The organism is Niallia sp. M35 (assembly GCF_050971705.1).
GTDB lineage: Bacteria > Bacillota > Bacilli > Bacillales > Cytobacillaceae > Niallia > Niallia circulans_A.
Genome location: NZ_JBPCEP010000003.1, coordinates 133,658 through 154,280, shown reverse-complemented (window position 1 = coordinate 154,280; position 20,623 = coordinate 133,658). Strand labels below are relative to the sequence as shown.

At 35.5% G+C, this 20,623-nt stretch carries 18 protein-coding genes; 4 read left to right on the top strand and 14 right to left on the bottom strand.

Going from position 1 to position 20,623, the window contains the following annotated elements; all coding sequences use genetic code 11:
• Nucleotides 1–77 precede the first annotated feature (77 nt).
• Nucleotides 78–257, top strand: coding sequence for a DUF2533 family protein (locus tag NiCM35_RS04620; RefSeq protein ID WP_235850203.1), 180 nt, complete (start codon nucleotides 78–80; stop codon nucleotides 255–257).
• A 63-nt stretch (nucleotides 258–320) separates the two neighbouring features.
• Here NiCM35_RS04620 and lepB read toward each other — a convergent pair whose 3' ends face one another.
• From lepB to NiCM35_RS04605, 3 genes are all read right to left on the bottom strand, one after another.
• Nucleotides 321–800 (bottom strand): signal peptidase I, encoded by a 480-nt coding sequence (lepB, locus tag NiCM35_RS04615; RefSeq protein ID WP_328587973.1) that lies wholly within the window; start codon nucleotides 798–800, stop codon nucleotides 321–323.
• Nucleotides 801–886: 86 nt separating this feature from the next.
• Complete coding sequence (locus NiCM35_RS04610; RefSeq protein ID WP_095328790.1) at nucleotides 887–1,414, bottom strand: GNAT family N-acetyltransferase; 528 nt, start codon at nucleotides 1,412–1,414, stop codon at nucleotides 887–889.
• Nucleotides 1,415–1,514: 100 nt separating this feature from the next.
• A complete protein-coding gene (locus NiCM35_RS04605) occupies nucleotides 1,515–2,414 on the bottom strand; it encodes a DUF4349 domain-containing protein (protein ID WP_123257686.1) in 900 nt (299 codons plus the stop codon).
• 257 nt (nucleotides 2,415–2,671) lie between these two features.
• Between NiCM35_RS04605 and NiCM35_RS04600 the strand changes: the two genes are divergently transcribed.
• Nucleotides 2,672–3,190 (top strand): ribonuclease H-like YkuK family protein, encoded by a 519-nt coding sequence (locus tag NiCM35_RS04600; protein WP_123259121.1) that lies wholly within the window; start codon nucleotides 2,672–2,674, stop codon nucleotides 3,188–3,190.
• A gap of 45 nt (nucleotides 3,191–3,235) precedes the next feature.
• On the opposite strand, the gene NiCM35_RS04595 is transcribed toward NiCM35_RS04600, so the two are convergent.
• From NiCM35_RS04595 to gltB, 8 genes are all read right to left on the bottom strand, one after another.
• Nucleotides 3,236–4,009, bottom strand: coding sequence for a TerC family protein (locus NiCM35_RS04595; protein WP_095328788.1), 774 nt, complete (start codon nucleotides 4,007–4,009; stop codon nucleotides 3,236–3,238).
• Nucleotides 4,010–4,112: 103 nt separating this feature from the next.
• On the bottom strand, nucleotides 4,113–4,856 hold the full coding sequence (locus NiCM35_RS04590) for an SDR family NAD(P)-dependent oxidoreductase (protein ID WP_095328787.1): 744 nt from the start codon (nucleotides 4,854–4,856) through the stop codon (nucleotides 4,113–4,115).
• A 60-nt stretch (nucleotides 4,857–4,916) separates the two neighbouring features.
• Nucleotides 4,917–5,354, bottom strand: a complete 438-nt coding sequence (locus NiCM35_RS04585; protein ID WP_047943443.1) for a peptidylprolyl isomerase — start codon at nucleotides 5,352–5,354, stop codon at nucleotides 4,917–4,919.
• An 83-nt stretch (nucleotides 5,355–5,437) separates the two neighbouring features.
• Nucleotides 5,438–6,097 (bottom strand): peptidylprolyl isomerase, encoded by a 660-nt coding sequence (locus NiCM35_RS04580; RefSeq protein ID WP_123257685.1) that lies wholly within the window; start codon nucleotides 6,095–6,097, stop codon nucleotides 5,438–5,440.
• 125 nt (nucleotides 6,098–6,222) lie between these two features.
• On the bottom strand, nucleotides 6,223–8,409 hold the full coding sequence (locus NiCM35_RS04575; protein WP_123257684.1) for an AAA domain-containing protein: 2,187 nt from the start codon (nucleotides 8,407–8,409) through the stop codon (nucleotides 6,223–6,225).
• 88 nt (nucleotides 8,410–8,497) lie between these two features.
• Nucleotides 8,498–9,043, bottom strand: coding sequence for an HD domain-containing protein (locus NiCM35_RS04570; protein ID WP_095257302.1), 546 nt, complete (start codon nucleotides 9,041–9,043; stop codon nucleotides 8,498–8,500).
• Nucleotides 9,044–9,385: 342 nt separating this feature from the next.
• Nucleotides 9,386–10,879, bottom strand: coding sequence for a glutamate synthase small subunit (gene gltD, locus NiCM35_RS04565; RefSeq protein ID WP_095328785.1), 1,494 nt, complete (start codon nucleotides 10,877–10,879; stop codon nucleotides 9,386–9,388).
• A gap of 15 nt (nucleotides 10,880–10,894) precedes the next feature.
• Nucleotides 10,895–15,448, bottom strand: coding sequence for a glutamate synthase large subunit (gene gltB, locus NiCM35_RS04560; RefSeq protein ID WP_095328784.1), 4,554 nt, complete (start codon nucleotides 15,446–15,448; stop codon nucleotides 10,895–10,897).
• Nucleotides 15,449–15,587: 139 nt separating this feature from the next.
• Between gltB and gltC the strand changes: the two genes are divergently transcribed.
• Nucleotides 15,588–16,490, top strand: coding sequence for a glutamate biosynthesis transcriptional regulator GltC (gltC, locus tag NiCM35_RS04555; protein ID WP_095328783.1), 903 nt, complete (start codon nucleotides 15,588–15,590; stop codon nucleotides 16,488–16,490).
• Between the two features lie 67 nt (nucleotides 16,491–16,557).
• On the opposite strand, the gene pepF is transcribed toward gltC, so the two are convergent.
• A complete protein-coding gene (gene pepF / locus NiCM35_RS04550; RefSeq protein WP_095328782.1) occupies nucleotides 16,558–18,348 on the bottom strand; it encodes an oligoendopeptidase F in 1,791 nt (596 codons plus the stop codon).
• Between the two features lie 621 nt (nucleotides 18,349–18,969).
• The gene (locus tag NiCM35_RS04545; RefSeq protein WP_095328780.1) at nucleotides 18,970–19,173 is read right to left on the bottom strand and encodes an IDEAL domain-containing protein; all 204 of its coding nucleotides are present in this window, start codon (nucleotides 19,171–19,173) and stop codon (nucleotides 18,970–18,972) included.
• Nucleotides 19,174–19,436: 263 nt separating this feature from the next.
• Here NiCM35_RS04545 and NiCM35_RS04540 point away from each other — a divergent pair, with 263 nt between their 5' ends.
• Nucleotides 19,437–20,264, top strand: coding sequence for a Cof-type HAD-IIB family hydrolase (locus NiCM35_RS04540; protein WP_095328779.1), 828 nt, complete (start codon nucleotides 19,437–19,439; stop codon nucleotides 20,262–20,264).
• 103 nt (nucleotides 20,265–20,367) lie between these two features.
• On the opposite strand, the gene NiCM35_RS04535 is transcribed toward NiCM35_RS04540, so the two are convergent.
• Nucleotides 20,368–20,607 carry a hypothetical protein gene (locus NiCM35_RS04535; RefSeq protein ID WP_047943433.1) on the bottom strand — a complete coding sequence of 80 codons (240 nt, stop codon included), beginning with the start codon at nucleotides 20,605–20,607 and terminating at the stop codon, nucleotides 20,368–20,370.
• Between the last annotated feature and the right edge of the window lie 16 nt (nucleotides 20,608–20,623).

Sequence of the window (20,623 nt, the reverse complement as noted above, 5' to 3'; positions counted from 1 at the left end):
CTATTTTTATCATTAGTATCTAAAATAATATACAAAACATGCAGGAAGAACTAAATGGGGAAAAAATAAATTCACGCATGAATCAATTTAAACAATTAGACCAAAGTCGCGAGTCTCTTATTGAAGAGGCAATTATACTTTGCAAAACTGGAGAGACACAAATAAATGAAGTTACAGAGCGAATAAACGAATTGGCAAGACATGGTGTCATTCAATTAGAGAAAATGTTACATAAGCAATGGTATGTGAATTTGTAAATCGTTCTAAATAAAAAAACAGTTCTGGACGTGAGCTCCTATCCAAGACTGTTTTTTTATTAATTAATAATTTTCCATAACAGGATAAAATCGAAAAACAGCTTTCCCGACAACAGCATCCTCTGATATACAACCAAGCTGTCTACTATCCATACTATTTTGCCTATTATCCCCTAATACAAATAGATGCCCCTTAGGTACTGTAACTTTAAGATTTTCCGTCAATCTCTGATTAGGAAGTAAATGCTTCTTTTTCTCTTGAAGATATGGTTCGTCATATTTTTCGCCATTAATATAAAGTGTATCATCATAAATTTCAATCGTATCATCAGGTAAGCCGATTACTCTTTTTATATAATCTTCTTTTTCTATTGGTGAATGAAAGACGATGGTATCAAAATGCTTGATTTGGCCAACTTTAGAGACAATCACTCTATCTTGATTTTCATATGTTGGCTGCATGGATTGTCCTATTACCTTAACAGGGGCAAAAATAAAGTTACGGCAAATAAACACAAATAGTAATGCGCAAATAAGTGCAATAATCCACGACTTTAGCTCTCTTTGAAAAGCTGATTTCTTATTAATATTGCTTCCCTCTTTTCTCTTTAAAAATTAGTTGGTTCTATTTAGATCACCATTTTATACATTAAAATATCATCTATATATTCATTTTCTGACAGTTTGATTTCTTTTATTTTACGACCTTCTTCTATAAATCCCATACAAGTATATAAAGAAATAGCCCTAGTATTTGTTGAGAAAACACCTAAGCTAACTTTTTCAATCAGCGGGTTTTCTTTGGCCCATGCTAGTAGTGCTTTTATAAGTAATTTTCCTATTCCTTTACTTCTATGCTTTTTACTTATCATCATCCCAAGTGATCCTGTGTGATTAAGTCTTTGTCTATTTTTTGTTTGAAAGACAATAAAGCCAATTACTTTATTGGTTTCTTCCGCAATTAGGATAGTTTCTCTCTCATTATGATGCAAAATTTTAGCGACCCATGCCTGTTGATCTTCCAGTGTTTGATTAAACTCTTCGATAGTAGTTATCAGATAATCTTCTTCGGCAATCACAGATTGCTGAATAGCAAAAATTGCTTCTGCATCTTCTAGTTTCGCATGGCGGATAAGATATTGATCAGCTGATTTCAATTTCTTTAGCCACTCCTTAATAAATATGAATGTGATGATATTAATAGATTAAACTCCCACTGGAGGAATTTAATTCCATTATAGCATAGCCACGATAAAATTACTCTGACCTGTTTTTCTTTTTTCTATATATAATCCAAGCTATTACAATAACTACAACAGGAATTAAAATTGGTGATAATCCAACAATCATCACGATGACACTTGAAAGGAAGGAAATTAACCCGTTAATCGTGCTCACGAATTGACTTTTTGCTTTTTCCCATGTATTTAAAGACTCTTTATCTTGAATAGAACCCACTTTTACTAACTCTTCTTCCAGTTGGATCGTGACAGTCGAATAGTCTACGTTATTTTTTAAGTATTTCATTCTACCTAATATTTGTTCTTTTTCTGCCTGCACAGTTGCAAGATCATTTGAAATTTTAAGAAGGTCTTCTGTTTTTTCTGCTTGTTCCATTAAAGCTAGTAGCCTTTTTTCCACTGCTTCCTTAGCTTTTAGCCGTGATTGCAAATCCACATATTCTTCAGTCACATCGTTGCCGGTGATACTCTTCTCTGTAACCTTTATACTTTTCTTTTCGATATCGTTTAGGTAAGTTTGGAAATGCTTTTGAGGTATTTTTACGATAATAGTTCCGTTTATATAATCAGTACCACTATCATGAATGGATGATTCCACTATATACCCGCCTAGCTCTGCTGCTTTTGATTGGATATGCTTCTCTACGTTGTGATAGTCTTTCACCTTTAAGGATAGATTCCCATTATAAATAACTAATCGGTCATTATTACTAATTGCTTGACCGTTATTTTCTTTTACCGTTTTACTATCTGTTGCGGGTAGTTCTCCTATTTCATTCTGGGCATCGATGACATTGGAATCAGCCTTTTCATAATCTCTGCTATCAGCTGCTTTATCTTCGGAATTTTGTGAGCATCCAGTTAATAATAATAGAAATAATAACGACCAATTAAATATAATTAGAAATTTTTTCATTTTTTTCCTCCTGCGTTTTGTTAATGATTAGACGGATAAGAAGAAATTAAGTTTCAGTTTAATTCCATTTTTTATTATAAAACTCATTATTATGTTCATCTAAATAAAGACCATTTTTTACACCAATTCAGTATTCTTTGTATACGATAATACAAATTTAGTTACAGGGATAAATCCATTTGATTATCATACAATGTTATAAAAGTGGTGGAAATAACGTTTATACGGAGGGATTCTTTGTGGAGTTAGACAGGCATATGGAAATGACTTTTCAAAACTTACAAGAGAAAAATATGACCTTTGATATCGTTTTTCAGCGTATCCTTGCTTTTATGTCTAGAAGTCCTTCGGGAAATTATCAATTAATGATTGGTACAGATTCACAAGTGCATTCCAAACATACGAAGTTTATTACAGGAATAGTCATTATGAATAAAGGAAAAGGTGCTTGGGCATGTATTAGAAAAGTGATCATACCAAGGAAGATTCTAAGACTTCATGAGAAAATCTCCTATGAGACAACACTTACAGAAGAGGTAGTTAGTCTGTTCACAGAGGATAGGAAAAACCAACTAATTGATGTTGTCCTCCCCTTTGTTTATCAAGGAGCAACTTTCTCGATAGAGGGACATATAGATATTGGAGCAGGCAGAAGAAATAAAACAAGAGAATTTGTCAATGAAATGGTAGCAAGAATGGAGTCAATAGGTATCGAACCAAAAATTAAGCCTGATTCATTTGTTGCTTCATCCTATGCTAATAAGTATACGAAATAATTAAATAAAAAAAACCTGTCCACAAACGGAACAGGCAAAATACATTTATTTTTCTTTTGAAGAAGCAACTTCTTCAGAAACCTTTTTATTTTTGTTAATAAAATGAATGATAAATGTGATAATAAACGCAGCAATTAGAATCCCAAAAAATACATAGTGATCTAATTCATATCCAAAAATGCTAGCAAACATCTTTACCGCGATTATCCCAATTAATACAAAGGCGGTATTCTCTAATTCTGGAACTTTTTCAATGAGAACTAAGAATAATTTGGCAACAGTTCTCATCATTAAAATACCGAGCATTCCACCAATCAGTAGAATCCAGATTTCATTTGAAACAGCCAAAGATGCTAATATGCTGTCAACCGAAAAGGCTAAATCCATTAATTCTACGGAGATAACAGTTGCCCAGAATACGCCGAACAATCTTATTGTCCAACTGTCTTTCTTCATCGCTGAGGCATCTTCATCTTCCTCACCAAGCCAGAAATGCTTAATTACAATCCATGCTAAGTATGCTGCTCCAATTACTTTTATCCAGGTAAAATGGATTAAGTAAACACCAATTCCAATAAAGAAGAAACGGAAAAAATAGGCTCCGAATAAACCATATGTCAATGCTTTTTTTTGTTTATCTGGCGGTAAATGTTTTACCATTACTGCTAATACGAGCGCATTATCTGCTGATAATAAGCCTTCTAAAATGACTAACGATCCGATTAATCCCCATGATACTGGATCTGTTAATACTTCTGCCCACATCTTCCAATCAAAAAATGAAGCATAGGTTGATAATATCTGATGTAAAACGTCCACTTAATGAGCCTCCATTATTATATGTAATCATATGGAAGCTATTATACTCCTATCATTTTCAGATAGCAACTGTAATAAAGGAAAGAAGAAAAAATACCTTCTATTATTCTTCATAAATCATTTTTACTGTCATACCACCGTCTACCATAAGATTCGTTCCTGTAATAAAATCATTTTGCGGATTTGTGAGGAAAAGACATGCTCTCGCAATATCCTCAGGTTTACCTACTCTTTGTGATAGATGCTGTTCATGATCGCTTTCTCGCAGATTTTCATAATCTTTCGTTTCGATCCAGCCTGGTGATATGCTGTTAACTGTTATATGTGCATCAGCTAAACTATTTGCCAAAGCATGAGTAATAGCCATAATTCCACCTTTGCTAGCACTATAGCTTTCTGTATTAGGTTCCGACATATAGGCTCTGCTAGATGACATGTTAATAATCGACCCTTTTGCGCCTTGAGTTCGCATGATTTTTGCGACTTCTCTTGAACAAAGAAACACGCTGCGGAGATTCGTATTTATCACATCATCCCATTCTTCTATCGTTAAATCGTAAAATGATTTAAAAATGCCTTTACCGGCGTTATTAATTAAGATATCAATCTTTCCAAATTTCGCTTGTGTTGTCTCAACCATTTGAATGATATCTGCTTCGTTTCGAACATCGGTTTTTATAAAAATTGCTCTCTCTTTTTGCTCTATAGAATCAAGTACATGTTTTCCTTGCTCTTCATCTATATCAGCTAGGATAACATAGGCATCTTCTTGCAAATAAGCTTTTGCAATTGCTTTGCCAATACCATTACTAGCCCCAGTTACAATGACAACTTTATCTTTGTACATTCTAATCACCAACCATTCATATAAAAAAGCAAGCCAATTTCTCAGCCTGCCTTGTTGTATTTATTCTTCAGTGATTTCCACTTTTTCCATAACATCGCCATTTTTCATTGCTTTTACAGCAGCAATACCGGACGTAACTTGTCCAAATACTGTATGAACACCATCTAAATGCGGTTGTGGCTCATGTACGATAAAGAATTGGCTTCCGCCTGTATCACGGCCAGCGTGTGCCATAGAAAGAGCTCCTTCCACATGTTTGTGAGGGTTTCCTTCTGTTTCACATTTGATTGTGTATCCAGGTCCTCCTGTTCCATTTCCATTTGGGTCGCCGCCTTGGCTGACGAAACCAGGAATTACACGGTGGAATGTTAAACCATTATAGAAACCTTTTTTAATAAGTTCCACAAAGTTAGCTACTGTTCCAGGAGCTTCGTTTGGATATAATTCGAATTCAATTTTTTCACCATTTTGCATTAATATGTATCCTTTAGTTGCCATGATCAACATCTCCTTATTTCAAAATCAGCTTTTATCATATCATCTTTTCGGAAAGAAAGAAAATATTACGTTCCTTTTATCCATTATTCTTTTATTTTCTTTGGTTCTTCATAATCGATACCTTTTGTATCTACAGTAACTTGTTTCATTTTTATCTCTTCTACTGGTTTGTCATTCTTATCTCTTTTTGAAGAGACTATTTTATCGACGACATCCATGCCTTCTATCACTTTCCCGAACGGAGCGTATTCTCCATCCAAATGAGGGGCGTCTGCAACCATAATGAAGAATTGTGACCCAGCAGAATCAGGCAGTTGAGACCTTGCCATGCTAATTACGCCTCTTTCATGCTTTAAGTCATTTTCAAACCCATTCTCTGAAAATTCTCCTTTAATCGAATAGCCTGGCCCGCCTGTTCCATTCCCATTGGGATCGCCGCCTTGGATCATAAAATCAGGAATAATCCGATGAAAAATTAATCCATCATAAAAACCTTTATTCACTAATGATACGAAATTATTGACTGTATTAGGGGCTTTATCAGGATAAAGTTCTAATGTAATGGTCGAATTATCTTCCATCGTAATCGTTACAATAGGATAGTCGTCTGGTGAAATCACTTTTGCTTGTGTTGTATTTTCTTCATTTGATGGCTCACTTTTCGTTGTGCCACAGCCTGACAGTAGTAAAAGAAGGACTAAACTCAAGAAAAATACTATACCACCTCTTTGTTTTCTACTCAAATAACATCATCTCCTCTGTATGGATTCTTTCCTATTTTAACGAAAACGTTTTTATTTGTACAATGAATAACTGATAATAGCTAAAGAAAGAGCATTATCCCAAATCTTCGGATAATGCTTTTTGTTCATGATATATATTTTAATAGATAACTAGCTAAATAAGGAGAATGTATACGCACTGCTAGTGACGGTGGAGTACTGCCATTCACTAATTCGGACGGCAAACCAAACCAAATAACTTTTTCATCAATAATAATGAAAGGAAACGGTATACCAGGAGCTGAACCTATACTCCCTCTATTAAGAAGCTGTTTCCATTGTTGTTTTAATATCTCGTTCTGTTTTGGAAAAGAGGCTATTATTGTATGGTTGGATCGTTTGATATCTTTTTCTAGTAATTCTACTCTTTGTGCGTGCGTCCAAAATAGCTTAGGATTCTTCTTTTGAATCCACTCGCCAATTTGTTGGTTGGTTACCACTTTATTAAAACTTTCTTGATGATTGACAAGCTGTCGGATCGTTTTCTTCCTATCTATTTTTGTTTTTATATAGTTCCTGTTTGCTATATGAATAAATTTTCCTTTTGCCCTGCTGATCGCCACATTTATTAACCGACCGCTTTCTTTACCAGTTAAAAGCATTCCAGGCTTTAAAAATGCCTGTCCTTCTACACTATCAAAGATGATTATATCTCTTTCGCTTCCTTGAAAACGATGAACTGTAGCCACAATTAGTCGTTTTTCCATGATGGCTTCCGGGAAAAATTCTGCTGCCATTGCTTCCATTATTTCTGCCTGCGCTCGATATGGAGTAACATAGCCGATACTCGTTGTTCCTTTTTCACTTAAAGCCTCATTTATAACTTGCAGAGCTAATAATAGATGGATATAATTCATACGGGACTTCGAAGCTCTCTCAAAGGTGGCATATGCGCCAAATTGACTTGAATCTAATAAAATATTGGCATCTCCTTGGAAAGGTAGTTTTTCTGCGATTGCTTTTCTGTTTCTTTCCACCCTCTTATGATCTCCTACAAGGGAATGATAGATATATTTATTGGTAAATTGAGAGATGCTTGGATGCATCCTTCTTTGTTCGTTTAATAACAAAAGCTGAGGATGAAGCGATGAACTATGAACCGTTTTGGCAACGCCTGTCGCGTGGAATACGTCTTCTCTTAACCATTTATCTACTAAAGCATGACGGCTAGTTGCGATAGGAGGTAACTGTTTAAAATCTCCACAAATAATGATTCTTTTTGCTAGTGATGCAGAAAAAGCGACTTGTGGAATATATGCCATGCTCGCCTCATCTACTATTACTAAATCGTATTCATCTTCATAGATGGCTGGATCTGTGGCAGCTTTTACTATTGTCGTGCCAACAATTTTTGCTTTTTGTACAAATTGCAGTTCCCTTTTTCTGATTTTTTCCATCACATTTGCTAATTTCTCTTCCATCTCTAATAACTGAGCAGAATCTCTTGTTGTAAACGAATAAGAAAGGTCTTGTTTAAGTTTTAGTTTTTCTTCAAAAAAATACTGTTTTTGCTTGGCAAGATCCATATCCTTTTTATCTAATAAGGAACTTGTTGTAATTTTTTCTTGTTCAAGTGATGCATTATTGCTATTTCCCCCATAGCGAAGGATATCCCCTATTTTAAATCGGTCCTTTTCTTTAATCGTTGTCGTTATTTCCGTGAGTAGAACATCTACAGCCTGGTTACTTTGTGCTAAGAGTAAAATCCTCTTACCTTTCCAATAACGTTGTAGAGCAACTCTAGCTAATGTATATGTTTTGCCTGTTCCAGGCGGCCCCCACACAAAGGAGACGGGGTTATATTTGCATCTTAAAGAGAGCTCATGAACATGATTTTTCAGTTGCTCACTTGGGTGCTTTGTTTCTTCACTAGGTTGCATTAATTTAACGATTCTACTAAGCTTACGTTTATTTTTTTTAATAGTATCAAAACGGATTTGCAGCTGTTCTAATAGCTCCCAAGGATCATGGGATAAATATGCTTCTGAGACATCCTCCCCAATCTCCTTTTCCAAAATAATAAGAAGGCTCTTGCCATCTGCCGACAATACTCTCCCCCTTACAGCCTGACTTCCCCAGTGGATCATTACATTTGATCCAATTGGAACCTTTAGATTGCTGATGCTTTCAAAATAATACGTAAAGTCATTTTCTGTGTTTAGGAGAATTCCATTATATAAAGCAACTTTCGATTGCCCGTATTTTTTTAAATGATTGATCTCGATTTGTAGTGCTTGCTGCCATTGTTTAATGGTAGTGATAATGTTTGTCATTTTCCCCTTTAATTCCTTTTCTAAAAAAGTCGATTTTTCTATTATAGCATTTAAAAGAAAAGAAGAATAGAAACAGGGAAATCCAGTTCTATCCTTCTAGTTCTTTGCTATTCTTCGTTTGTTGTTCTATATATTCATCAATTTTTGCATCTAATCGTTCTAAACTCTTTATTGCCCGTTCCTTTGTTATCGTACGATAGTGATGATGTCCCCCAGGCTCCTCGTCCTTTTCATCAGCTAGTTTAACAATTTTTTGTAAGGGGGTTAAAATCACGGAACCACCAGGAATGAAACTATCTGTATGGAAAAGAACGGCTAAAGCTATTTCTTTTGCTTTAATTGGATTTTCTCCTAAACGGATTAATAATTTATGTGCTCTTTCTGCCCCTTTTATTGGATGAATGTCATTTTGTCTATATAATTTATAATCCCATTTTCCATCTTTATACCATGTATAGTGTCCCATATCATGTAAAAATCCGGCTTTAGCTGCATTATCGACATCGACATTTGATTCTTTTGCCATTTCAAAAGCATGATAAGCAACTGCCAGAGCATGAGCTAAACCTGAACGTGTAATATATTTTTGTGCAATATGATGATTATATATATCGAGAAGTTTAACGTCTCTCATCTCCGACACTTCCTTTCTTTATATACAATAACACTCGATATTGAGAGAGTGTCTGATAAACTTTATTTGCTTTATCCTACCCGTATTAATCCGTTTAAAAAAGTATTTTTCCTATTATATTATATTTTTTGTAAAATGATAATAAAAAACACTTGAAATAGCTAAATGGCTTAGATTATAAGTTGATTATTAATTGTTTTAAGGAAAGCGTTTATTTGGAATTTTATTAATATTTTGAATGCGTAAAATTTTCTTCCTTTGTAAAAGAGATTTTATAGGTTAGATATTAACGGATATAGAAAAAAGATGTGATATCTCATTAATCACATCTTTTTTCTCGTTTTATGCATTTACAGTGGGTAAAATCGAGGTTCCCATTAAGTATTCATCAACTTTTCTGGCAACTTCTCTGCCTTCGTTAATTGCCCATACGATTAAGCTTTGCCCTCTGCGTGCATCACCAGCAGCAAATACACCTTCCAAATTCGTTGTGAAATCGCCATATACCGCAGCAACTTTACGACTTGTTGTTTCTAGTCCAAAATGTTTCAGTACTGGTTGTTCTGGACCTTCAAAGCCGATTGCAATAAATACTAACTGTGCTGGCCATACTTTTTCCGTACCAGGAATTTCTCTGAAAATAAACGTTCCGTCTGCTTGCTTTATTTTTTCCATCGAAACAGTATGAAGCTCTTTTAGCTTTCCGTCGCTATCTTTTACCATTCTTTTTGTTTGAATACCATATTGTCTTGGATCTTCACCAAACTTTTGTTCAGCTTCTTCGTAAGCATATTCTAATGTGAATACATTAGGCGCTGCTGGCCACATATTTTCACTTGAACGCATTATCCCAAGCTTTGGATGCTTCCCAAATTGAACTACACTTTTACAGTTCTGACGTAATGCAGTTGCTACACAATCTGCACCTGTATCGCCGCCACCGATGACGATCACATCTTTTCCAGCAGCATCAATGAAGTTTTTATCTTGAAAATTGGAATCTAGTAAACTTTTGGTTACACCAGATAGATAGTCCATGGCAAAATGCACACCTTCAGCATCTCTGCCTTCCATTACTAAATCTCTTTGTTTCTGCGCGCCAGTACATAGAATAACAGCATCATACTGTTCTCTTAATTCTGAAGCTGTTATATCTTTCCCTACTTCTGTATTAGTAATAAAATCAATACCTTCTTGTGTAAGTAGTTTCACTCTTCTTTCCACATCTTTTTTTTCAATTTTCATGTTAGGTATCCCATACATTAATAATCCGCCTGGTCTATCTGCACGTTCATACACAGTTACGGAATGCCCTGCTTGATTTAACTGATCTGCACTAGCTAGCCCTGCTGGTCCTGAACCAATAACGGCTACTTTTTTCCCTGTTCTCTTTGCCGGTATCCGCGGCTGGATCCAGCCCTGTTCAAATCCTTTATCAATAATAGTCCGTTCGATATTTTTAATCGCCACAGCAGGATCTGAAATCGCTACAGTACAGGAACCTTCACAAGGAGCTGGACAAGCACTACCAGTGAATTCAGGGAAATTATTTGTTTTCAATAAACGATCTAATGCCTCTTTCCATCTTCCTCTATAAACTAAATCGTTCCATTCAGGGATTAAGTTATGGATTGGACAGCCGGATGTACTTCCCGCAATTTCCATCCCGATATGACAGAATGGTGTTGCACAGTCCATACATCTTGCCCCTTGTCTTTGAAGTACATCATCAGAGAAAGGAGCAGAATATTTCTTGAAATCTTTTAGACGGGAAAGCGGATTTCTTTCTTCCGCTTCCTCCCGATTATATTCGATAAATCCAGTTGCTTTTCCCATTCTGTTCTCTCCTTTCTACTGCACTAATACGCTAATTTTATTTGCTTGTTTTTTTTTGTCTTGTTTGGAATTATTCGCAAAAGCTTCCATTGCGGCATCTTCTTCCGATAAACCATTTTCAAGTCCCTTTTGAATGTTGGCGATCATTCGTTTGTAATCTTTTGGAATAACTTTGACAAACTGTTGAACGTATTTATCCCAATTAGCAAGTACTTGTTGACCTGCTAAACTACCTGTTAATTCAATGTGCTTTTTAATAAGCCCTTTTATTCTCTCTATTTCTGCTTGTTCTTCTAATTGTTCAAAGATTATCATTTCTTTATTACACATTGCTTTAAATTTGTCCGCGTCTTTCGATAAAACATAGGCAACTCCACCTGACATACCTGCAGCAAAGTTTTTTCCGACATCACCTAAAATAATGACTTCTCCGCCAGTCATATATTCTAAGCCATGATCACCGATACCCTCTACTACAACACTCGCTCCACTGTTACGAACCGCAAATCTTTCTCCTGCTTTTCCGTTAATAAACGCTTCCCCACTTGTAGCACCGTAAAATGCAACATTTCCGATAATAACATTATCTTGCGCAATAAATGAATTGTCTGCTGGTGCCTTTGCCACAATTCTTCCTCCAGAAAGCCCTTTGCCAATATAGTCGTTTGCATCACCTGTTAAGTACATGCTCATGCCTTTGGGAATAAAAGCACCAAAGCTTTGACCCGCTGAACCTGTGAAATGTAAATTGATTGTATTGTCAGGAAGTCCTTCCTCTCCATATAATTTTGATACTTCACTGCCAACAATTGTACCTGTTACACGATTAGTATTTTGGATAGTATAATGCAAGTGGAGCGCTTCTTTATTGACAATAGCTTTTTGAACTGCTGGAAGTATTTTTTGAATATCTAAACTTTCATCAATTTTATGGTTTTGTGGTGTTTCGAATGTTCTTGGTCCATCGACTTGATACAATAGTTTCGATAAGTTTAAATCTTTTGCTTTCCAATGCGATTGCGCCTGTTCACTTACCTTTAATACATCTGTTCTTCCAACCATTTCTTCTATTGTGCGGAATCCTAATTGTGCCATTAGTTCACGTACTTCTTCTGCAACAAAACGCATGAAATGGACAATATGATCTGGATCTCCAGCAAATTTATAGCGTAATTCTGGATTTTGGGTAGCGATCCCCACTGGGCATGTATCCAAATGACAAGCTCGCATCATCACACATCCCATTACAATAAGTGGTGCTGTAGCAAAGCCGAATTCTTCGGCTCCCATAAGGGCTGCAAGTACTACGTCTTTTCCTGTCATCAGTTTACCATCTGTTTCTAAAACAACACGATTTCGTAAACCATTTAGCATCAACGTTTGATGCGCTTCTGCTAAACCTAATTCCCACGGAAGCCCAGTGTGTTTAATACTTGTTTTCGGTGAAGCCCCTGTACCTCCATCGTATCCACTTACAACAATTACATCGGCAGCACCCTTTGCAACACCAGCAGCGATGGTACCAATTCCGCCTTTTGAAACTAATTTTACTGAAATACGTGCGTCTCTATTGGCGTTTTTCAGGTCATGAATGAGCTGAGCTAAATCCTCGATAGAATAAATATCGTGATGCGGGGGTGGGGAAATTAATCCAACGCCTGGTGTAGAACCGCGAACTTCAGCAACCCACGGATATACTTTATTCCCTGGCAATTGACCTCCTTCACCGGGCTTTGCTCCTTGAGCCATTTTAATTTGCAATTCTTTTGCGTTTATTAAATAATGGCTCTTAACCCCAAAACGTCCAGAAGCTATCTGCTTAATATTACTTCTTCTGTTATCGCCATTTTCATCTATCATATATCGAGAAGGATCTTCTCCGCCTTCCCCGCTGTTACTGCTGGCACCTAATCTATTCATGGCAATTGCTAATGTTTCATGTGCTTCTTTACTTAAAGAACCGAAGGACATTGCACCAGTCTTAAATCGTTTTACGATAGATTCTACTGATTCCACTTCCTTCATATCGATAGGCTGTCGTGCTGAATCAAACGCAAATAAATTTCGTAAAAAACTCATGCTTTCTTCATTTGCAGCCTCAGAAAACTGTTTAAATAAGGAATAATCTCCTTTGCGGCATGCCCATTGTAAGGTGTGGATTGTTTTCGGATTAAAAGCGTGATGTTCCCCGCCTTTTCTCCATTGAAAATCGCTCCCCGAATCTAATGTTTCGTCCATCCCATCTTGATAACCCCATTCATGTCTTTTCGTTGCTTCTTCGGCAATTATATCTAATCCAATACCGCCAAGCTGTGAAACAGTACCAGTAAAATAACGGTCGATAACTTCTTCGCCGATACCGACAGCTTCAAAAATTTGAGCTCCTCGGTAGCTTTGGACAGTAGATATACCCATTTTAGACATTACTTTTACAACACCTTCTGTAATGACTGTATTATATCTTGTTACCGCCTCTTCATAGGAAAGGGACAGCATCCCATCTTTGATTGCTTGATTGTAGGTTGCGTATACTAAATAGGGATTAATTGCATCGGCTCCAAAGCCTATTAAACTTGCAAAATGATGAACCTCTCTTACTTCACCAGATTCTACGATAATACTTGCTTTCGTCCGCAGACCTTTTTTAATTAAATCCTGATGTAAAGCACTGACAGCTAATAAAACGGGAATCGCTTTTTCTTCTCGTTTCATTGCACGGTCTGAAAGAATAAGCAAGGACACACCTTGTGCAATTGCTTCTTCTGCCTTTTGCATGAGCTGATTTAAACTGCTTTCTAAATCATCTGTAAACAAACTATCTAGTGTTCGGGCTGTAAATTCAGTAAATGTATGAGATCGTAATTGTTCTACATCACTATTTGATAATATTGGTGTTTTCAATTGGATTCTATGACAATTACTTGCATCAGGATGTAACAAATCACCTTCAGCACCTAACCAAGTTAAAGTAGATGTAACCAAATGTTCCCGAATAGCATCAATTGGCGGATTAGTTACTTGTGCAAATAGCTGTTTAAAATAATTAAATAAAGATTGCGGCTTATTAGACAAGACAGCAAGCGGCGTATCATTTCCCATCGATCCAATCGGGTCTTTGCCCTCCAAAACAACTGGAAGTAGATTTTTTTGGACATCTTCATACGTATAGCCAAATGCTTTCTGCCTTGCAAGTAAATCCGTAAAGTCTTCTGCTTTTTCTTCTACATTCTCCTCTAGTCGAATAACTTCATCTAACCACTCATCATAAGGATGTGCCGAAGCAATGGTATTTTTTAATTCCTCGTCTGAAACAATACGACCTTCTTCAAGATCAATTAATAGCATTTTCCCAGGACTTAAACGCTCTTTATAAAGAATATTCTCTTCTTCGACTGGAACAACTCCCACTTCTGAAGAAAAAACAATATAATTATCTTTCGTTACATAATATCTTGCTGGACGCAAACCATTACGATCCAATATAGCACCGATTTGTTTACCGTCCGTAAAAGTGATTGCCATAGGGCCATCCCATGGTTCCATTAAGCTACTATGATATTCATAAAAATCTCTTTTCGCCTTTGAAATATGGGGATTCTCAGTCCAAGGCTCTGGGATCATCATCATAGCTGCATGAGCAGGTGTGCGTCCAGAGAGGATAAAGAATTCAAGTGCATTATCGAATACAGAAGAATCACTACCATTTGCATCTAATATCGGCAGTACCTTTTGCAAATCCTCTCCAAAAACTTCTGATACAAATTGCTGCTCTCTTGCTTTCATCCAGTTGAAATTTCCTCGTAAAGTATTAATTTCTCCGTTATGAATTAAGTAACGGTTTGGATGTGCTCTTTCCCAGCTAGGAAAAGTATTTGTGCTAAAGCGGGAATGAACAATAGCAAACGCGGATACAAAAGCCGGATCCTGCACATCTAAATAAAAGCTTTCGACTTGGTCTGATGTGAGAAGTCCTTTATAAACAATGGTGCTAGATGACAAACTTGCGAAATAAAATTCTTTTTCTTCTGCTCTTCCCCAATTTTCAGCAAGTTTACGGATAATATATAATTTTCGCTCAAAAGCTAATTTATCTTTGTTTTCTATGCTTGATTGAATGAATACTTGGCGGACAATCGGACAACTTTCTTGTGCGACTTTTCCGATTTTTCTGAAATCTGTTGGTGCAGTTCTCCAGCCAATAAGTTCTTGACCCATTTCTTTAATATATTCGTTAATTTTTGCTTCGATTATTTCTCTGTGAGGATCATCTTTAGAAAAAAAGATCATTCCTACTGCGTATTTTCCGCTTTCGGGAAGATTGAATTCCTTAAGTTCTTTTCGAAAAAAGGTATCAGGTATTTGAACCATTAATCCAGCTCCGTCTCCTGTTAAAGGATCGCTCCCTTGACCGCCGCGATGATCCAATTTACAAAGCATACTTAAACCTTTTTTCACAATGTCATGCGTCGCTTCCCCTTTTATATGAGCGTACAGTCCGATTCCACATGCATCATGTTCAAATTCCGGTCTATATAAGCCCTGTGCCTTTTCCATTTGGTTGTACGTCATTTCAACCACCCCTGTCAGATTTTCTAACAAATTTTTTTATTCAGATAATTTAATTATACTATACAAATTCATATGTACAATATATCATTTAGATAGAACTAATCTAAAAAAGAGATTATTATAAAGAAGGTCGGTAAAAATGGAACTTAGACAACTAAAATACTTTATTGAAGTAGCTGAAAGAGAGCACGTCTCAGAAGCTGCTGAGCATCTTCATGTTGCTCAATCTGCTGTTAGTCGTCAAATTGCAAATTTGGAGGATGAATTAGGTGTTCAATTATTTGAACGAGAAGGAAGAAATGTTAAATTAACTCCAATTGGAAAAATTTTTTTAACCCACTCCCAATCAATCCTGAAATCAGTTGATCGAGCTGTAGAACAAGTTAATGCCTATCTGGACCCAGAAAGAGGTTCGATTAAAATTGGCTTTCCAACTAGTCTTGCAAGCCACTTACTGCCTACTGTCATATCAGCATTTAAAGAAAAGCATCCACATGTAAAGTTTCAATTAAGGCAAGGCTCTTATCACTTTTTAACCGAAGGTGTAAAAAATAGAGATATAGATTTAGCATTTTTAGGACCTGTACCAACAGATGACTTCTTATTAACAGGAAATATTCTATTTACAGAGAAAATCTTCGCACTATTACCAAGCAATCATATTTTGAGTGAAAGAAAATCACTACGCTTACGGGATCTGCGAAATGATGAATTTGTTTTATTTCCCGAAGGATATATATTGCAAAAAATCGCGATTGATGCATGTAAACAAGAAGGATTTTTACCTAATATTAATGCTGAGGGGGAGGATTTAGATGCAATCAAAGGGTTAGTTTCCGCAGGAATGGGTGTAACTCTTCTTCCAGAGAGTACATTTTATGATACTGTTCCCAAATTTACAGTGAAGGTTCCTATTGAGGATCCAATTATTAGTCGTACAGTTGGTATCATCGTACCAAGTAATCGAGAATTGCCACCATCTGTACAAACATTTCGTCGATTTATCATCGACTTTTTCACGATTCTAGAAAAATATCAGTAACAAAGAAGCAATAAGGGCCACACCTTTGCAAAAGGCAATGGACCCTTATTTTTTTGTGAAAACTTTTTTATTTTTTTAATACTTCCTTCACTAAAGAATGAAAAATTGTTAATGCATGATTAATTGGTTCAGGACTGGTCAAATCGACACCGGTTTTCTTTAGAAGTTCAAGAGGATAATCCGAACTTCCGCTTTTTAAAAACTCTAAATAGTTCTCTACATCTTCTTTCTTTCCTTCGAGAAGTTTATCAGCAATATTAATCGCAGAAGCAAAGCCAGTCGCATATTTATATACATAAAATGGACGATAGAAATGCGGAATTCTTGCCCATCCATATTTCACTTGTTCGTCTATTACTAAAGCACTGCCATTGTATGCTTTAAATAATTCTTCATAGGTTTGATTGAAAAAATCCAAAGACAGTGGCAACCCTTTTTCTGCTTGTTCATGAACCGCTTTTTCAAACTCACCAAACATAACTTGTGTAAAGAAGGTTCCTTTAAAGCTATCAATAAAATGATGCAATAAATGCTCGCGTTTTGTTTCGTCATCTTCTGTTTTTAACAAATGACGAATTAATAAGACTTCATTAACAGTAGATGCTACTTCCGCAACAAAAATACTATATCCTGCACTTATTTGCGGCTGATGCTTACTACTAAAATAAGAGTGCATACCATGTCCGCATTCGTGAGCTAAGGTGAATAAGCTATCTAAATCATCTCGATGGTTCAGTAAAATATACGGATGGACGCCATATAAGCCTAAATTGTAAGCACCTGAACGTTTCCCAGGAGTTTCACGTACATCTATATATCGTTTTTCTTTAAATGTTTTTAACACACTTAAATATTCTTCACCAAGAGGCTTCAGCGCCTCCAGCATAATCTGAAAAGCATCATCATAGCTGATCTCTTCTTTAGCGGCCTCGCCAACTAGTGGAACGCTTAAGTCATAAGCATGAAGTTCATCAAGTTGCAGCCGTTTCTTACGAAAATTCATATAGTCATCCATATAAGGTAAATTTTTTCTCGTCGTACTAATTAAATTATCGTAAACCTCAACAGGTACTTGATCACCAAATAAACTTTTTTCTAAAGCAGAAGGATAATTTCGAAGTTTTGCTGTTTTTACATTGTTTTTAACGGCGGCGCTAAAGGTCGCAGCAATTGTGTTCTTAAGACCAATATATGGCTTATAATACGCCAAATAAGCTTCTTTTCTAACATCTCGGTCCTCATCTTCTATTCTTTTTGCATACATTCCTCTTGTTAATTCAATCTTTTCACCATTATCAGTTGTTACTTCCCCAAAGGTTATATCTGCATTATTTATCATACCGAACACATTACTAGGAACAGATAACGATTCTCCAAGTTCAGATAGTACCTCTTCTTTCTCTTTGCTTAATACATGTTTTTTATAGCGGAAAGATTCCAAGAGATCTTTTTCAAAATACGCTAAGCCCTCTTCTTCTTGTATGTAAGTATTCAATTCCTGCTCATCTAAGGATAATAAATATGGCATAAAAAAGGCAGTGGCACTACTATATTTTTGGCCTACTAACCGAGCTTTTTCAATAAGACTTTGAGCATGTGTATTCCGTGTATCTAGGTCTAAAAGAAGCATGCCATATGCGTAGACTTTCCTATATAAATAACTAACTTTCTCTGATAATGTTAGATATGCTAATAAGGTTGTTCCGTTTGTAATTTTTCCGTTGAATCCTGAAAGAGTCGTTATTTTTTCTTTTACCGCTTCTAAATCGTTATCCCACGCAGCCTCTGATTCGTATATATCACGTAAATTCCATTTTTCACAATCAGCAACTTCTTCCCTTGTTTTATATGTTTGCATAAACTTCCTCCCATTCTTTCTGTTTCTATTTTACCCTTATTTATAAAAGTCTTATCATTTTGTTTAAAATAGAAGAGATTTTATGTATATGCAATAATGATACATAGCAGAATGCTTTTATGTAAAGCAGAAAAGACTAATACTACTCTTTCTTCTATTTTGGAATGACGATCAATATCTAATTTAGTTTTGTGACAATTAATAAGCTCCATTGGCAGTTTTTTAACATGTTCAAAAGCAATGCTAATTTTTCGGAAAACAATGCAGTCCGTATGCTCAATTGGACAATAAAACTACTATTCTTTTAAAAAGCTTGTCAGCATCATTTATATGTGATATATTTATCAAGCGATGAGCTATATTGAATAAGTCAATGAACGTTATTGCGCTATGTGGAGCGTAGTTTATTGCCTCAATACGTAGGACACACTTAAGTGTCCCTTAAACTGCTGATAAACATATTGTTTATCAGCAGTTTTTATTTGTTCTGAAATTAGGTAATGGAATAAAAAAACTATCCTTTTTCAGGCGAAAACCTCGCTTGAATTTCTTCTCAGAAATATAGCGAGGTTTTTCTCCTCAAGGATAGCGAATATGAGTATATTATATATTTTACGGTAGTTATTTTGCAGTTAATTGATTTAATTCTTTTGTTAAACGATAAAATAATTCTTTGTCACCAGCAATTAATGTTTCATCGATTTGTTTTTTTAGTGCAGCTTTTTGAAAGTCATAAAGGGCCTTTTCCAATACCATTTCTGCAAATAAAGAATCCACAACATTTCCTACAGACTGTTTTGGTGCATTTAATAAATATTTTTCCATTTGAATCAACCCCTTGTTCTTTTTTATAGTATAGCAGTAATATTCTGATAATTCAAATACTTTTTTGAGGTAATTTATTCCATTTTATTTTTTTATTTAACTCCTAATTAGTAACTGTATTTAATTACTTCCCACTAGAGAAATTTATAAACATAAAAAGGTGAAATTCGAAGTTTTGTTTCGCTCTTTTATCACCAATTTGATATTGGCTATTTCTCTATTTTCATGTATTCTGTAAAGAGGTTATGAAAGGGGAAATACAGATGAGCTATAAAATGATCGTATTAGATATGGATGATACTTTATTAACAGATGACCATATTATTTCAGAAGCAACCAAAACTGCTTTAATGCTTGCACAAGAAAAAGGTGTAAAAGTAGTTCTCGCTTCTGGAAGACCAACATATGCAATGCTGGACGCGGCAAAAGAATTAAGACTTGCGGAATATGGCAGTTTTATTCTTTCATTCAATGGAGCAAAAATAACTAACTGTCAAACAAACGAAGAATTATTCAGCAGTACACTTTCTCCCGAAACTGTTCACCAGCTATTTGATTTGAGCCAGAGAGAAAACATTTGGATTCATACTTATATGAATGACGAAATTATTACGCAAGAAAATAATCCTTTTACTGAAATCGAAGGAAAACTTACAGGCTTGCCGATAAAAACAGTTGCGGATTTTAAGCAGACCGTTTCTTCTCCTGTTGTAAAAGTATTAATGGTGAAAGAAGAAAATTATCTTAAAGAGGTAGAAGCAAGACTACAAAAAGAATTGGCTAATGATTTAAGTGTCATGCGCTCTAAGCCATACTTCCTTGAATTTACTGAATTAGGTGTTACTAAAGGGACAAGCTTAGCGATACTTATTGAAAAACTTGGTATCTCTAGAGAAGAAGTGATTGCAATAGGTGATAGTTATAACGATGTTGCCATGATTGAATTTGCTGGCCTTGGAGTTGCTATGGGCAATGCGCCAGATGATGTAAAGCAGCTTGCAGATTACGTAACTGATACAAATAACAACGATGGTATAGCAAAGGTAATCGATATGTTTATTTTAGAACCCTTGGTTACGAAATCTGTTTAATGATTTATTTTATTCGCATATAAAAGAGATAAAGCTTCGATTATAAATCGAAGCTTTATCTCTTTTAAGATTTCCGTTATTCTTCTTTTAAAAATTTACTGGTTCATTCTTCTTCATCAGGCTCATTAAACACCTTGATTGTTTTAAAAGCTAAATTTACTTTAAAATGAAGATTCCAATTACTACGAAGGATTTCAATCTCATGGTCTTGAACAGAAACACATAAGACAACGTCCCCATCCCAATCCATTAAAACATATTCATTTTGATTAGAGAAAAGTTTATAATCTTTATGTGCTATTAAATTCCATCCAAAATTTAGCGTGTGGCTTTTATTCACCATTAAGATACTCCTTTAT

What these genes read in the sequence shown, in the direction of transcription:
- NiCM35_RS04600 (WP_123259121.1), top strand. Translation starts at nt 2,672, where the DNA reads ATGGAAATGACTTTTCAAAACTTACAAGAGAAAAATATGACCTTTGAT.
- NiCM35_RS04535 (WP_047943433.1), bottom strand. Translation starts at nt 20,607, where the DNA reads ATGGTGAATAAAAGCCACACGCTAAATTTTGGATGGAATTTAATAGCA.
- NiCM35_RS04585 (WP_047943443.1), bottom strand. Translation starts at nt 5,354, where the DNA reads ATGGCAACTAAAGGATACATATTAATGCAAAATGGTGAAAAAATTGAA.
- NiCM35_RS04575 (WP_123257684.1), bottom strand. Translation starts at nt 8,409, where the DNA reads ATGACAAACATTATCACTACCATTAAACAATGGCAGCAAGCACTACAA.
- NiCM35_RS04540 (WP_095328779.1), top strand. Translation starts at nt 19,437, where the DNA reads ATGAGCTATAAAATGATCGTATTAGATATGGATGATACTTTATTAACA.
- NiCM35_RS04605 (WP_123257686.1), bottom strand. Translation starts at nt 2,414, where the DNA reads ATGAAAAAATTTCTAATTATATTTAATTGGTCGTTATTATTTCTATTA.
- NiCM35_RS04590 (WP_095328787.1), bottom strand. Translation starts at nt 4,856, where the DNA reads ATGTACAAAGATAAAGTTGTCATTGTAACTGGGGCTAGTAATGGTATT.
- NiCM35_RS04570 (WP_095257302.1), bottom strand. Translation starts at nt 9,043, where the DNA reads ATGAGAGACGTTAAACTTCTCGATATATATAATCATCATATTGCACAA.
- NiCM35_RS04545 (WP_095328780.1), bottom strand. Translation starts at nt 19,173, where the DNA reads ATGGAAAAATATTTATTAAATGCACCAAAACAGTCTGTAGGAAATGTT.
- gltB (WP_095328784.1), bottom strand. Translation starts at nt 15,448, where the DNA reads ATGACGTACAACCAAATGGAAAAGGCACAGGGCTTATATAGACCGGAA.
- pepF (WP_095328782.1), bottom strand. Translation starts at nt 18,348, where the DNA reads ATGCAAACATATAAAACAAGGGAAGAAGTTGCTGATTGTGAAAAATGG.
- gltD (WP_095328785.1), bottom strand. Translation starts at nt 10,879, where the DNA reads ATGGGAAAAGCAACTGGATTTATCGAATATAATCGGGAGGAAGCGGAA.
- gltC (WP_095328783.1), top strand. Translation starts at nt 15,588, where the DNA reads ATGGAACTTAGACAACTAAAATACTTTATTGAAGTAGCTGAAAGAGAG.
- NiCM35_RS04620 (WP_235850203.1), top strand. Translation starts at nt 78, where the DNA reads ATGAATCAATTTAAACAATTAGACCAAAGTCGCGAGTCTCTTATTGAA.